Origin of the sequence: Pseudomonas taiwanensis DSM 21245, assembly GCF_000425785.1 — a bacterium.
In the GTDB taxonomy this organism is placed as follows: Bacteria; Pseudomonadota; Gammaproteobacteria; order Pseudomonadales; family Pseudomonadaceae; genus Aquipseudomonas; species Aquipseudomonas taiwanensis.
Genome location: NZ_KE384450.1, coordinates 191108 through 205715 on the forward strand (window position 1 = coordinate 191108; position 14608 = coordinate 205715).

11 protein-coding genes are annotated in these 14608 nt (G+C 63.0%); 1 reads left to right on the forward strand and 10 read right to left on the reverse strand.

Features of this window, described 5'->3' with window-relative positions; genetic code table 11:
* Nucleotides 1-8: 8 nt before the first annotated feature.
* The 3 genes from H620_RS0119845 to H620_RS0119855 are packed head-to-tail and all read right to left on the reverse strand — an operon-like array spanning nucleotide 9 to nucleotide 1760.
* A complete protein-coding gene (locus H620_RS0119845; RefSeq protein WP_023378252.1) occupies nucleotides 9-281 on the reverse strand; it encodes a phosphopantetheine-binding protein in 273 nt (90 codons plus the stop codon).
* Nucleotides 250-1068, reverse strand: coding sequence for a lysophospholipid acyltransferase family protein (locus tag H620_RS0119850; protein WP_023378253.1), 819 nt, complete (start codon nucleotides 1066-1068; stop codon nucleotides 250-252). Before H620_RS0119850 ends, H620_RS0119845 begins: the two co-directional genes overlap by 32 nt.
* A complete protein-coding gene (locus tag H620_RS0119855; protein ID WP_023378254.1) occupies nucleotides 1044-1760 on the reverse strand; it encodes a beta-ketoacyl synthase chain length factor in 717 nt (238 codons plus the stop codon). The genes H620_RS0119850 and H620_RS0119855 overlap by 25 nt, the downstream gene beginning before the upstream one ends.
* Before the next feature lie 320 nt (nucleotides 1761-2080).
* On the opposite strand from H620_RS0119855, the gene H620_RS0119860 reads away from it, so the two are divergent.
* The gene (locus H620_RS0119860) at nucleotides 2081-2854 is read left to right on the forward strand and encodes a ParA family protein (RefSeq protein ID WP_023378255.1); all 774 of its coding nucleotides are present in this window, start codon (nucleotides 2081-2083) and stop codon (nucleotides 2852-2854) included.
* A gap of 201 nt (nucleotides 2855-3055) precedes the next feature.
* On the opposite strand, the gene trxC is transcribed toward H620_RS0119860, so the two are convergent.
* The 7 genes from trxC to betI form a co-directional block, all read right to left on the reverse strand.
* A complete protein-coding gene (gene trxC, locus H620_RS0119865) occupies nucleotides 3056-3490 on the reverse strand; it encodes a thioredoxin TrxC (protein ID WP_023378256.1) in 435 nt (144 codons plus the stop codon).
* A gap of 47 nt (nucleotides 3491-3537) precedes the next feature.
* Nucleotides 3538-4998, reverse strand: coding sequence for a protein adenylyltransferase SelO (gene selO, locus H620_RS0119870; protein ID WP_027907921.1), 1461 nt, complete (start codon nucleotides 4996-4998; stop codon nucleotides 3538-3540).
* 152 nt (nucleotides 4999-5150) lie between these two features.
* Nucleotides 5151-8459 carry a mechanosensitive channel MscK gene (gene mscK, locus H620_RS0119875; protein WP_027907922.1) on the reverse strand — a complete coding sequence of 1103 codons (3309 nt, stop codon included), beginning with the start codon at nucleotides 8457-8459 and terminating at the stop codon, nucleotides 5151-5153.
* Between the two features lie 36 nt (nucleotides 8460-8495).
* The gene (locus tag H620_RS0119880) at nucleotides 8496-10238 is read right to left on the reverse strand and encodes a potassium/proton antiporter (RefSeq protein ID WP_027907923.1); all 1743 of its coding nucleotides are present in this window, start codon (nucleotides 10236-10238) and stop codon (nucleotides 8496-8498) included.
* 203 nt (nucleotides 10239-10441) lie between these two features.
* Complete coding sequence (gene betA, locus H620_RS0119885; RefSeq protein ID WP_023378260.1) at nucleotides 10442-12139, reverse strand: choline dehydrogenase; 1698 nt, start codon at nucleotides 12137-12139, stop codon at nucleotides 10442-10444.
* 77 nt (nucleotides 12140-12216) lie between these two features.
* Nucleotides 12217-13689, reverse strand: a complete 1473-nt coding sequence (gene betB / locus H620_RS0119890; protein WP_023378261.1) for a betaine-aldehyde dehydrogenase — start codon at nucleotides 13687-13689, stop codon at nucleotides 12217-12219.
* A 38-nt stretch (nucleotides 13690-13727) separates the two neighbouring features.
* Entirely contained in the window at nucleotides 13728-14384 is a 657-nt protein-coding gene (gene betI / locus H620_RS0119895; protein WP_023378262.1) for a transcriptional regulator BetI, read from the reverse strand.
* Between the last annotated feature and the right edge of the window lie 224 nt (nucleotides 14385-14608).

The following is a 14608-nucleotide window of genomic DNA, read 5'->3' on the forward strand; positions in this document are numbered from 1 at the left end:
GTGCAGTCTCAGGCAGCCTTACGGGCAGTGACGAACGCGGCCAAGGTGGCGACGTTACGGAAATGGTTGCGGGTGTCCTTGGCATCGGCGTCGATCTTGAAGCCATAGCGCTTCTGCAGTGCCAGGCCCAATTCCAGTGCATCCACCGAGTCCAGGCCCAGGCCTTCGCCAAACAGCGGTTGCTGGTCGTCGATGTCCTGCACGCCGATATCTTCAAGGCCGAGGGCGTCGATGATCAGTTGCTTGAGGTCACGGTGCAGGTCGTGTTGTGGATCGCTCATCTGTGGCGAGCTCCTTGAGGTAGTACTGATGCAGGTAGTCGTTCAGCTTGCGTGATGCTTGAGGCGCCGGCCCCTGTGTGGCGAAGGCCTGAGGGTCGATATCGGCGCCGACCGTGAGGGTGAAGTGCACGCGACGGCTGGGGATGCGGTACCAGGGTTCGTTCTTGGTCAGGGTGGTCGGGCTGACCTTGATGGTCACCGGCGTGATGATATTCGCACCCCGCAAGGCAATCGCGGCGGCGCCGCGATGAAAGGCCGGTACCTGGCCGGGCGGGGTGCGCGTACCTTCCGGGAATATGATCAACGGCTGTCCTTGGCGCAACACGTCCACGGCTTCTTCGAGCATGTCCATGCTGCCGTCGTTGCCAATGTACTGGGCCTCGCCGACCGGGCCACGGGTGAATGGGTTGTCGAACAGGCTGTGCTTGACCACGCAATTGGCCTGGCGCACCAGGCCGATGAGAAAGACCACATCGATCAGCGACGGGTGGTTGGCGATGATCAGCTGACCAGGGCGGCCCAGGCGTTCGGCGCCAATGACCTGGTAGGTCAAGACGCCAGCGCCCTTCATGAAGCGAATGAAGTGCCAGAACAGCCAACCGATGGTTTGCCGGGCACGCTGGCGGTGGCGTTCGCGACCGCCCGGCATACAGGCCAACAGGGGGAACACCAGCAGCCGCAGGCACAGGCCGCCGAGCCCAAATACGGCAAAGCTCAAGGCGGTGGCCAGCAGGCGCCAGTAGTAGGCATCGCGGGGGCGGTTCACGGCTGTCGTTGCCAGGTCCATACACGACGCTTCACGGTGTGGGTGACGGTATTCTGGTCGGTCAGCGAAGCACGCAGCCAGCTCAGGGCATGGGGCAATGCGGTGCCTTGGCCCGCCGGCGTCTGGCCCAGGGTGAGCTGCCATTGTTGGCCGGATGTCAGCAACAGGCCCAGGGCGTAGGAAAAGGGTACGTCGTCGATCCAGTTGCGGTAGGCCTCGGGTGGTCGCTCTTCGGTGATGATCAGCAGCACGGCCGGGGCGCCCTCGGCCAGCAAGGCCGCAGCTTCGATCACGCCCTGCTCGAAGCCATCCTGCTCGGCTGCCAGCGCGGTCATCTCGCTGGTTTCACTGCGCATGATCGACCACAGGCCGATCACCGCATTGTGCACCGACAGGCTGAACTGGGTGGGCGACAGCGGCTGTTGCTCGGCCAGCTCGCTGAGCATCGCGAAGGTCCGTGGGGTTTCTCCATGGCGCGAGACGAACACCAGCGGCAGTGCATCGTGGCCCTCGGCCAGCGGCCAGCCGACGGCAAATGCCATGCGGGCCAGCAGGCTCAGGCGACGGCGCTGCATGGCCGGCAAAAACGAAACATCGGGAGGCGGCCCGTCGCTCTGCGACGGCTGCGTGCCGTGTGCCCAGGCGTGCCAGTCGGCAGGTGTCTGCAACCCTGGGGACCAGGCGCGCCATTGGCTGATATCGAAGCTGATCACGATAGTGTTGACTTTCCGCCCTGAGGAACTTCCTTGTCGAGGGAATCACTCGAAACAACGACCTGACAGGGTTGGCGCAATCGCCGAGTGGCGCGCATTATCCCGGTGCTGGCGGCGTGTAGCAAATGTTGGTTAGCTGATTGCCATCAGACAATGGGCAGAGGCGATTGCGTCAAGTCCGACCGCGGGCTTGCGTGATTTCCGATGGACGGTATGAAGAGGTTGTCGGTCGCCGTTCGCTCAAGTTGAGCGAATAGGTGCTGGTCATTGCGCAGACGCCGCCACATACTCGGGCATTCGTTGATACACGGAGGTCTCTCATGCGGCGCGTGGTGTTCAATCAGAAAGGTGGCGTGGGCAAGTCGAGCATCGCCTGCAACCTGGCGGCAGTCAGTGCCAGCGAAGGTTACCGGACCCTGTTGATCGACCTGGATGCCCAGGCGAATTCGACTCAGTACCTCACCGGCCTCACCGGCGAGGACATTCCCATGGGCATTGCCGACTTCTTCAAGCAGAGCCTGTCCAGCGGCCCGTTCAGCAAGAAGAACAAGGTCGATATCTACGAAACGCCGTTTGACAACCTTCATGTGGTGACGGCGACGGCCGAACTGGCCGACCTTCAGCCCAAGCTCGAGGCCAAGCACAAGATCAACAAGCTGCGTAAGTTGCTCGACGATCTGGACGAGGACTACGAGCGCATCTACATCGATACGCCCCCTGCACTCAATTTTTATGCGGTTTCTGCGCTGATTGCCGCTGATCGCGTGCTTATTCCCTTCGATTGCGACAGTTTCTCGCGCCAGGCGCTGTATGGCCTGCTGGCCGAGATCGAAGAGCTCAAGGACGACCACAACGAGGACCTGGTGGTCGAAGGCATCGTGGTCAATCAGTTCCAGTCCCGCGCCAGCCTGCCTCAGCAGATGCTCGACGAACTGCTGGCCGAGGGTCTTCCGGTGCTACCGGTATATCTGGGCAGTTCGGTGAAGATGCGCGAATCGCACCATGCCAGCCTGCCGCTGATCCACTTGGAGCCACGGCACAAGCTCACGCAGCAGTTTGTCGAGTTGCATGACCTTCTTGAGGAAAATGGGTGATCTGCGACGCCTGCCAGAGCGAGCGCCGCCTGCGCGGCGCATCGCGAGCGAGGCTCGCTCCTACAGGCGTACGGCGCGGTATCGAGTCAAATCAAAAAGGCGGCCGCGCGCGACTGTTACAGGCATCATTGGCCCGAAACAAACGTGGCGAGCTTTGCTCGCGATGCGCCGCGCGGGCGGCGCTCGATCTCACAGCCGACCCTAAACCCCCTGGCTGCGCAGCCATTCCAGCAGTGTCTGCAGTGGAAACGCCCCGGCCTGGCGGGCGACTTCGCGGCCGTTCTTGAACAGGATCAGGCTGGGGATCGAGCGGATGCCCAACTGGCCTGCCAGGTTGCGGTTGGCTTCGCTGTCGAGCTTGGCCAGGCGGCAGCGGCCCTGAAGCTGGCGAGCGGCCTGTTCGAAGGTGGGGGCGAAGGATTTGCAGGGGCCGCACCAGTCCGCCCAGACGTCCAGCAGCAGTGGCAAGTCGCCTTTGATCTGGCTGGCATAGCTGCTTTCGGTGAGCGCGAAGGGTTTGCTCAGCAGCACGTCCTGTTTGCAACGCCCGCATTTGGGCGCGTCGCCCAGGCGGGCGGCGGGCAGGCGGTTGAGGCCGTTGCAGTGGGGGCAGGGGATCAGCAGCGGGTCGGACATGAGGGCTCCTTGGGTGTTTGTTCTGGCCTTGTCGCCGGCCGTGTGAATCAGGACGAGCAGCTGATTTCCAGGTGCTTGCCCCACTCAGGTGGCCGTTCGGCATAGGCCTGCATGCCGGGTTGTTCGTCGAACGGCCGGCTCAGCACCAGGTGCAGTCGCCTCACTTCACTGTAATCCCCCGCCTCGGCCGCTTCGATAGCTTTCTGCGCCAAATAGTTACGCAGCACATACAGCGGGTTCACCGCATGCATGCGTTCACGCCGTCCGTCGGCATTACCGGCTTCCCGTTGGCAGCGCGCCAGGTAGTCCACGCCCCAGGCATCGAAGCCGGCCAGGTCGACGAAATCGTCGCGCACCGCCTTCAAGGCATCGGCCACCGGTTGCTCGCCCAGCCTGCGGAAGAACAGGTTGTAGTCCACGCCACCGCTTTGCATACGCTGCAGCAGTCGTTCGACCAGCGCCAGGTCGTCATCCTCGGCAGTGGTCAGGCCCAGGCGCCGCCGCATCAGGTCCAGGTAATGTGCCTGGTACAACGGCAGGAACAATTCCAGCGCTTGTTTGAGCGGTTCCACCTCGATCACCGTGGTCAAGGCCTGGGCCAGCGCGCTGAGGTTCCAATGGGCGATAGGTACCTGGTTGCTGTAGCTGTAGCGGCCACGGTCATCGGAGTGGTTGCAGATGAAGTTGGCGTCGAAGTCGTCGAGGAAGGCGTAAGGGCCAAAGTCGAAGGTGATGCCGAGGATCGACATGTTGTCGGTGTTCATCACCCCGTGACAGAAGCCATAGGCCTGCCAGCGGGCGATCAGTTCGGCATTGCGCTCGACGATGGTACGGAACATCGCAAGGTAAGGCTGTTCGGCCTCGCGGCACTCGGGGTAGTGCTGTTCCAGTACATGGTCGAGGAGTATGCGCTGCTGCTCGGGTTGGCGGGTGTAGTAAAAGTACTCGAAATGACCAAAGCGAACGTGGCTTGGCGCCAGACGCATCAGCATGGCGGCGCTTTCGCGGGTTTCGCGCCACACTGGAGTGGTCGAACCTACCACGCACAAGGCTCGGCTGCTGGGAATGCCGAGGGCGTGCAGGGCCTCGGAGGCGAGGAACTCGCGGATCGACGAGCGCAACACGGCGCGGCCGTCGCCCATGCGCGAGTACGGCGTCTGGCCGGCACCCTTGAGGTGCAGGTCCCAGTGCTCGCCGGCATCGTTCAGTACCTCGGCCAACAGCAGGCCGCGGCCATCGCCCAGGCGCGGATTGTAGGAGCCGAACTGGTGGCCTGAATACACCATCGCTCGCGGGTCGGCTTCTTCCCACAGCTTGTGACCGCTGAACAGCTCGGCGAACAGCGGGGATTGGGCCTCTGTTGGGTCGAGGTCGAGCAGTGCCATGGCCGACTCGCTCGCCACTACCAGGCGCGGCTCGGCGATGGGCTCGGGCAGTACCTGGGTGGAGAACGCATCGCCCAGGCGGGCGAAGCGGTTGTCGAAGCTGAGTTGGTCGAGGGTTTTCACGGGCGGCTCCTGAGTGGGGTGCCTGGGGCCGCTTCACGGCCCAATCGCTGGCGAGCCTGCTCCCCACAGGGCAGTTGCAGGAGCGGGATCGCCTGTGATCGAGGGCATCGCCCTCGCAGGGATTGTGCACAGCATAAAGGATTCGAACCCACTCAGGCCGGTTGAGCTCCATCCGGTTTCGGTTGCTCCATCGGAATCAGCTGCTGCTTGCCACCCTTGGGATCTATCAGGAACACCTCGACCTGGCGTACCGAGATCTTGATGTTGTGTGCCTTGAACTCACGGTTGATGTAGCGGTTGATCTCATCCAGGGTCGGGTTGCGGTCGCCCAGGTCGCGCACATGCATGCGCAGTTCGTGGTCGAGCGAGCTTTCGCCGAAGTTGAGGAAGTACACGATCGGCTCAGGGTCCTTGAGTACCCGCGGGTTCTCATGGGCGCCCTTGAGCAGAATCTCACGGACCAGGTCCAGGTCCGAACCGTAGTCGATACCCAGCTTCAGGGTTACCCGGGTGACCGTGTCCGTCAGCGACCAGTTGATCAGCTGGCCGGTGATGAAGGTCTTGTTGGGGACGATGATGTCCTTGCGGTCGAAGTCGGTGATGGTGGTGGCGCGGATGCGGATCTTGCTCACCGTGCCGGACAGATTGCCGATGGTGATGGTGTCGCCGATTCGTACCGGGCGCTCGAACAGGATCATGATGCCGGAGATGAAGTTGGCGAAGATTTCCTGCATGCCGAAGCCCAAGCCAACCGACAGCGCCGCCACCAGCCATTGCAGCTTGTCCCAGCTCACGCCAAGGGTCGACAGCGTAGTCACGATACCGACGCCGACAATGGTGTACGACAGCAGCGTGGTGGTGGCATAGGCACTGCCTTGCGCCAGGTTCAGGCGTGACAGTACCAGCACCTCCAGCAAACCGGGCAGGTTGCGGGCGAGGGCGAAGGTAATGCCCACGATCACCAGCGCGCCCAGCAGGTCGCCCAGGCTGATGGGCACCATGCTGGCGTTGGCGCCGGTGCCGCTGGTGTATTCGTACAAGGTGAAGTTGTTCAGGTATGCGAACACCGAGATGAGGTCTGCCCAAACCCAGTACAGGCCGGCGATGAAACCACCGAGCAAGGCCAGTCGGATCAGGCGCAGGGACTGCTGGTTGACCTGTTCGATATCCAGGGTCGGCTCTTCGGTGACGACCTCGCCATCGAGGCCCTCCTTGGCCGCCGCACGTTTGCTCAGGGCACGCTGGTACGCCAGGCGCCGCGCGGCAACCGACAGGCCGCGCACGAAGGCGGCTTCGATCACCAGCCAGAACAGCAGCAGGTACAGGGTGTAGATCAGGCGATCGGTAAGCTTCAGGGCGGTGTAGTAGTAGCCGAAGCACACCGCCACGAACAAGGCGATGGGCAGGGCGGTGAAGGCAACCCCGACGGCCTTGCGGAACAGCGACGTGTCGCGGTGAGCAGGGCTACTCAGCAGCAGGCGGCTGAGCAACCAGGCCATCAGTGCGTAGCACGCCAGCACCACGCCGATGCCTAGCACATCGTCGGCCAGTGCCGAGGGCTGGTGCTCGGCGACCGCCACCACACCGACCAAAGCCAGCACCACGGAGCCCAGGCGGCGCACCCAGCCCCGCAGGAACTCGACCTGCGGCTTGTACCAGCGGAAGTGAATTTCCGCCACGCCACCCGGGGCGAGGATGCGGTAGGCGGTGTAGAACACAAGCCACGCCTGTGCCAGCTGCCACAGCGCCGCGCCGAGGTTGGCGTTCTGACCACGTGCATCGATCTGCAAGGCATAGCTGCACAAGGCCAGGCCCAAGCTGACTGGCATGGCAAGGAGGATGTTGATAAGGATGGCCTGCGGCGTGTGCCACTGGCTGTCGCGGCGGAAGTGGCCGATGTCCTGATGCACCTTGCCCAGGCGCTGGTAGAGGTACTTGCGTCGCCACAGCAGCCCGCCAATCACCAGCAGCAATGGCAGGAACAACAGCGGTCGCTGGCCCAAGCCGTCGGCCAGCTCCTTGAGGCCCGACCCCCAGGGCAGGCTGGCAACCTGAGCGGTGAAGCGCTCGGGTACGTAGCGCAGCCAGTCCCAATCCAGCGGCTTGTTGCTGGGAATCCAGAACATCTGCTCTTCGAGGGTGGTGCGCAGCCCTTGTGCGGTGCTGAGCAACTGCTTCTGGTTCAGTTGCAGGGTGATCGACTCATTGAGCAACGCCGACAGTTCGCGGTTCAAGCGTTCGAGCAGGTCGCTGCGGGTGATCGCCACTTCCAGCAGGGCCTTGCGCAGTTGCGGGGTGACGTCGTCCGGCGGCTGGTTGGCCAGCAGCTTGTCGACATAGCTCACCGGGCTGCTCATCTGCTCGCGTTGCTGGTTGATCTCGAACTGGTACAGGCGAATGTCGGCGATCTGGTCGGCCAGGTCGCGGTCGAGCTTCAGGTGCGGCAGTGCCTGCTTCTGCTTGTAGAGGATCTTCGACAGCAGCAGGCTGCCCTTGAGCACGTTGATCTGTTCATCCAGGGCTTGGTCGGCCTGGGTCAGGCTGTCGAGTTGCTGTTTGGTGCGCAGGTTCTGCTGGGTCAGCTCGTTGAGGCGGTCGGTGCTCTTGAGCAGATAGTCGGAGAGCTTGAGGTTGGCGGCACTCTCGTTGGCCAACAAGGTGCTGCCGCCAGCCTTCTGCGCCTCGATCGACTGCTGGGTGACGGTCTGCTGGGACTGGGCCAGGCGCTTGTCGTTGATCAGCGTCTGCAGGTCCTGGATTTCCTGCTCAAGGCGCGCTGCGCGTTCGATCAACAGGTCGTGCCGGGCGTTGCCCAGGTCTTGCAGCAAGCCGTTGCCGGCCAGCTCCTGGCGACGCAGCAGGGTCAGGGCATTGAGCGATGCCAGCTCGGCGTTGAGCTGGTTGCGTTGGTCGGCGTTGAGTGGCTTGCCGTTGTCCTTGCCGTTCTTGAGGCTGCTGTTGATCTGCTGGGTGCGGGTCTGGTTGTTGCTGATTTCGGCCTGGGCCCGCTCCGGCCGGGTCTGCGAACTGATGATCAGGCTGTTGGCTTCGGACAAGGCCTTTTGCAACTCGCCTTGTTGGGTGCTGCGCTCGCTGAGCAGTTGTTCAAGCTGAGGCACTGTGAAGTTGGCATAGCGCTGGGCCACCGGCAGTGGCTTGCTGTCCTTGAGCTTGGCCAGTTCGCGTTGGCTGTCGGTGGTTTCTTTCGGCGCTGTGGCCAGTTGTTGCTTCAGCGCAGTGAGCTTCTTCTCGCTGTCTTCCTTGCTGGCCAGCAGGCTCAGGGTCTGTTCGAGAACCTGCTGCAGGGCCTTCTGTTCGGCCTCGGGCAATTTGCGCTCGGCGATCTTGTCGAGGCTGTTCTGGATGCTGGCGGTGGTCGGGACCTCGGCCGCGGTGGCCGCGAACGAGAGGGACAGGCACAGCCCGAGCAGGGCTGCGCGAAGGTGCGCGCGCAGGGACATAGGCAGACTACATTGTGGATCGGGCAGAATCGGAGTTTAGAGGAACAAGCCCGGGCCGGGTCGGGTTCCTTCGGGGAATCTGACGCCGACTTTCTGGACATTGTTCCCGTCCATGGTCGCGACGGTCCAGATGGTGCCATGCCATTCGACCTGGTCGCCTACTACTGGAGCGCCTCCGACCTTCTGTCGGATGAACTGCGCCAGTGGCATTTTTGCGTCGAGACCATCGAGTTTCAGGCCGTAAAGCGCCGCCACCGCACCCAGTTCGGCATCGCCTTCGAGGACGAAGTCGCCGAAGAAGCGCAGGTCGAGGCCGCGCTGCGGCGCCTGGCTGAACAATTTGCCCAGGGCTGGAAGGTTATGTTCATGGCCAATCACGCAGAGCATGTCGCCGACTTCCAGCACGGTGCTCCCGGAGGGGTGCAGCAACTGCTCGCCCCTGAACAATGCGGCGATGCGCGTGCCTTCGGGCATCTTCAGCTCACGCAGGGCGGCGCCGATGCACCATTTCTCGGCGCCCAGGCGATAGACGAACAACTCCCACTCGCTGGTGAGGTGCACCTCCAGTGCGGAGCGGGAAATCGGCGCAGGGTCTGGCGGTACGGTGACCTTGAGCAGCTTGGCCATCCACGGCAGGCTGGTGCCTTGGACCAGCAGCGACACCAGGACGATGAAGAAGGCCAGGTTGAAGAACAGCTGGGCGTCCGGCAAGCCCGCCATGAGCGGAAACACCGCCAGGATGATGGGTACCGCGCCGCGCAGGCCGACCCACGAGATGAAGGCCTTCTCGCGGCCATGGAAGGCCTTGAATGGCAGCAGGCTGGCCACTACCGAAAGCGGGCGGGCCACCAGGATCATCCACAGCGCAAGGCCAAGTGCAGGCAGGGCGATGGGGAGCAGGTCATGAGGGGTTACCAGCAGGCCCAGGACCAGGAACATGCCGATCTGCGCCAGCCAGGCCATGCCGTCGAGCATGTGCAGAATGCCGTGGCGGCTGCGAATGGGTTTGTTGCCCAGCACCAGGCCGCACAGGTAGACGGCGAGGAAGCCGCTGCCATGCAGGGCGTTGGTCAGCGAGAACACCACCAGGCCGCCTGCCACCACGAGGATCGGGTACAGGCCACCGGCCAGGTTGATGCGGTTGACCAGTTGCAGCATCAGCCAGCCACCGCCCAGGCCCAGCAGGCCACCGATACCGAACTCGCGGATCAGGTGGGTCAGCAGGCTCCAGTGCAGGCCAGTCTGGCCGCTGGCGATCATGTCGATCAGGGTGACGGTGAGAAACACCGCCATGGGGTCGTTGCTGCCCGACTCGATCTCCAGCGTCGCCGTCACCCGCTCGTTCAGGCCCTTGCCGCCCAGCAGCGAGAACACCGCCGCGGCGTCTGTGGAGCCAACGATGGCGCCGATCAGCAGGCCCTGGATCAGGTTCAGGTCGAACAGCCAGGCAGCGACCATGCCCGTCAGGCCGGTGGTGATCAGCACGCCGACGGTGGCCAGCGACAGGGCCGGCCACAGGGCTACGCGGAAGCTCGCCACCCGTGTACGCAGGCCGCCATCGAGCAGGATCACGGCCAATGCCAGGTTACCCACCAGGTAGGCGGTCGGGTAGTTGTTGAAGATGATGCCGCCACCGTCCACGCCCGCGACCATGCCGACGGCGAGGATGATGACCAGGATGGGGATGCCCAGGCGCGAAGATAGCGAGCTGACCAGAATACTTGCGCCCACCAGCAATGCGCCGATCAGGAACAGGCTGTTGATGGTGCTTGCATCCAAAGGCAGGTACTCCGGGACATCGCGAGAGAAGGGACTTGCGAGAATGAACTAGCAGGTCGCGTGCCAACTGATTCTAACCTGATGAATTAGCAGGCTGTAAAGCGTTTCCGCAGATGAAAAAAAGGCACCGCGCAGGGTGCCTTTTCTGGTGTTGCAGGGGTGGGCTCTTTCGCGGGTTCACCCGCGAAGAGGCCGGGGCAGGTTCATGCCTGCTTCACCTCGCGCATCGGCTTGCCCTTCACCGGTGCACCATTGGCCACGTAGTACTTGGCGGTGCTGCGCGGCAGTGGCTTGCGGCCACGGATCTTGTCCGAGATCTTCTCGGCGATCATGATCGTGGTGGCGTTGAGGTTGCCGGTGATGATGATCGGCATGATCGACGCATCGACCACACGCAGGCCTTGCATGCCATGCACTCGGCCTTCGCCATCGACCACCGCCATGTCGTCGGTGCCCATCTTGCACGAGCAGGACGGGTGGAAGGCGGTTTCGGCGTGCTCGCGGATGAACTTGTCCAGTTCTTCGTCCGTCTGCACGTGCGCGCCCGGGCTGATCTCGCGGCCACGGTACGGGTCGAGTGCCGGCTGGGCCATGATCTCGCGGGTCAGGCGGATACCGTCACGGAATTCCTGCCAGTCCTGCTCGGTGGCCATGTAGTTGAACAGGATGCTTGGGTGCTGGCGTGGGTCTTTGGACTTGAGCTTGATGCGGCCACGGCTAGGCGAACGCATGGAGCCCATGTGTGCCTGGAAGCCGTGCTCCTTGACCCCGTTGGAACCGTTGTAGTTAATCGCGACCGGCAGGAAGTGGTACTGAATGTTCGGCCACTTGAACTCAGGGCGAGTACGGATGAAACCGCCCGCCTCGAACTGGTTGCTGGCGCCGATACCGGTGCCGTTGAACATCCATTCGGCGCCGATGGCCGGCTGGTTCCACCACAGCAGCGACGGGTACAGCGAGACTGGCTGGGTGCAGGCGTACTGCAGGTACAACTCGAGGTGGTCCTGCAGGTTCTCGCCAACGCCAGGCAGGTCGTGCACGACCGGGATGTCGAGGCTTTCCAGCAGGGCGCGCGGGCCCACGCCGGAGCGCTGCAGCAGCTGTGGCGAGGCGATGGCGCCGGAGCTGACGATGACTTCCTTGCGGGCGCGGGCTTCGACGCGCTCTTCGCTGTCGCCGACCAGGTAAGTCACGCCGATGGCGCGCTTGCCGTCGAACAGCACGCGGTCGGTCAGGGCATGGGTGACGATGGTCAGGTTCGGACGCTTCTTGGCCTGGTCCAGGTAGCCTCGGGCGGTGCTCGAACGGCGGCCTTTCTTGGTCACGGTACGGTCCATCGGACCGAAGCCTTCCTGCTGGTAGCCGTTGAGGTCTTCGGTGCGTGGGTAGCCAGCTTGCACACCGGCTTCGACCATGGCGTGGAACAGCGGGTTGTTGCCGGCCTTGGGCGTGGTGACGCTGACCGGGCCTTCGCCGCCGTGGTAGTCGTTCGGGCCGATGTCGCGAGTTTCTGCCTTGCGGAAGTACGGCAGGCAGTCCAGGTAGGTCCAGTCTTCCAGGCCTGGCAGTTCTGCCCAGCCGTCGAAGTCCATGGCGTTACCGCGGATGTAGCACATGCCGTTGATCAGCGAGGAGCCACCCAGGCCCTTGCCACGACCACATTCCATGCGGCGGCCATCCATGTGCGGCTCTGGATCGGTCTCGTAGGCCCAGTTGTAGCGGCGGCCCTGCAGTGGGAAGGCCAAGGCGGCTGGCATCTGGGTGCGGAAGTCGAAGCGGTAGTCGGGGCCACCGGCTTCCAGCAGCAGTACGGTGACGCCGGCGTCTTCGGTCAGGCGGGCGGCCAGGGTGTTACCGGCCGAGCCGGCACCGACGATGATGTAATCGAATTCTTGGGACATGGAAGTACCCTCGTGTTGGCGGTGATCAGGGAGCGGAAACGCCCGTGCTCATTGGCACGGGCGTGGCTAGACAGGGTTCAGAAAACCGAGTTGTAGCCGCCCAGCTCGACCTGGACCGACTTGATGCGAGTGTATTGAGCCAGCGAGCTGACGCCGTTCTCACGGCCGACGCCCGACTGCTTGTAGCCACCGACCGGCATTTCCGCCGGCGATTCACCCCAGGCGTTGATCCAGCAGATACCGGCTTCGAGCTTGTGGATGATGCGGTGGGCGCGGCTGATGTCGTTGGTGCACACGCCAGCGGCCAGGCCGTATTCGGTGTCGTTGGCGCGGCGGATGACTTCTTCTTCGGTCTCGTAGGTGAGGATGCTCATCACCGGGCCGAAGATTTCTTCCTTGACGATGGTCATGTCGTCGGTGCAGTCGGTGAAGACGGTCGGGGCCACGAAGGCGCCCTTGGCGAAGTCGCCTTGGGTCAGACGCTCACCGCCGCACAGAACGCGGGCACCTTCTTCCTTGCCCTTGGCGATGTAGCCCAGGACGCTCTCCATGTGCGGGAAGCTGACCAGCGGACCGAAGTTGGTGTTTTCGTCTTCTGGGTTGCCAGCACGGATACGGGCCACGCGCTCGACGATCTTGGCTTCGAAGGCTGCCTTGAGTTCGGCTGGGATGAACACGCGGGTGCCGTTGGTGCACACCTGGCCCGAGCTGTAGAAGTTGGCCATCATGGCGATGTCGGCGGCCTTGTCCAGGTCGGCGTCGGCGCAGATGATCAGCGGCGACTTGCCGCCCAGTTCCATGGTCACTTCCTTCAGCGAGGAGCTGGAGGCGCTGGCCATGACCTTCTTGCCGGTGGTGGTGCCGCCGGTGAAGGAGACTTTCTCGATGCGTGGGTGCTCGGTCAGCCAGGTGCCGACTTCACGGCCGCTACCGGTCAGGACGTTGAATACGCCATCCGGCAGGCCGGCTTCGGTGTAGATCTCGGCCAGTTTCAGCGTGGTCAGCGAAGTGACTTCCGAAGGCTTGAAGATCATCGCGTTGCCGGCAGCCAGGGCTGGCGCGGATTTCCACAGGGCGATCTGGATCGGGTAGTTCCAGGCGCCGATACCGACGGTTACGCCCAGTGGCTCGCGGCGGGTATAGACGAAGGAGGATTCACGCAGCGGAATCTGCTCGCCTTCGATGGCCGGTACCAGGCCAGCGTAGTACTCCAGGACGTCGGCGCCGGTGACGATATCGACGTAGCGGGTTTCGGAGTACGACTTGCCGGTGTCCAGGGTTTCCAGCATGGCCAGTTCGTCGTTGCGCTCGCGCAGGATGTCGACGGCGCGGCGCAGGATGCGCGAGCGCTGCATGGCGGTCATGGCAGCCCAGACTTTCTGGCCGCGCTCGGCGCTTTCCACGGCTTTTTCGACGTCAGCCTGGGTAGCGCGCTGTACGTAGGCGAGGACTTCGCCAGTGGCCGGGTTGATGGCTTCGAAAGTGGCATCGCTGCCGGCGTCGACATAACCACCATCAATGTAGAGTTTTTGCGTTCCGAAACGGGCCATAGTGTCCTCGCAAGTGCAGTGTGTGGTTGGCTTTCGCGTCACGCTCCTGCCGGGTTGGCAAGTGCCGTGCGCGGTTGTTCAGCGGCCTGGTCGTCAGTGCCCAGGGTGTGCTGTTTAGCCAGTTGTAGATCCATGTATTCGTAAGCAATCCGTATCGCCTGATCGGTGTCGAATGCGTCACCCGACAGTGCTCCACGCAGCCACAAGCCGTCGATCAGGGCCGCCAGGCCGCGGGCTGCCTTGCGCGCATGGTAGAGCGGCAGGGCGCGGCGGAACTGGCAGCACAGGTTGGAGTACAAGCGGTGGTCATTGATCCGCTGCAACCTGTGCAAATCGGGCTGGTGCATGCTGGAAGCCCAAAAGGCCAACCAGGTTTTCATCGCCGGGCCGTTCACCTGGCTGGCATCGAAGTTGCCCTCGATGATCACTTTCAGGTGGGCTCGCGGGCTGTCGTCGGTCAGTGACTGGCGACGCGCCCTCACGCCTTCGTTGAGCATGCTCATGATGTAACCCATCGTCGCTGCGATCAGGCCGTTCTTGTCCCGAAAGTAGTGACTGATGATGCCGTTCGACACCCCGGCCAAACGGGCAATCAGCGCAATGCTGGCGTCCCCCAGGCCGACCTGATCGACCGCCTGTAACGTGGCTTCGATCAACTGCTGGCGGCGGATGGGTTGCATACCGACCTTGGGCATCTTGCTATCTCCTCAGGCCTGCGAGCAGACGACGGGCGGCTGACTCGGCGAAGGCCAGTCTATTTTGTTTTGATTGAACGTTCAATCAATAAAGAATAAGCTCTGCGACAATTTGTGCCATTGACAGTATTTCACACGGTCGAGAAGGCACGAATCGACACCCCAGGAAATCGTGTAACCCCCGGAATACAAGGCGTTGACGGGCTAGAGCGAAGCGAAAGACA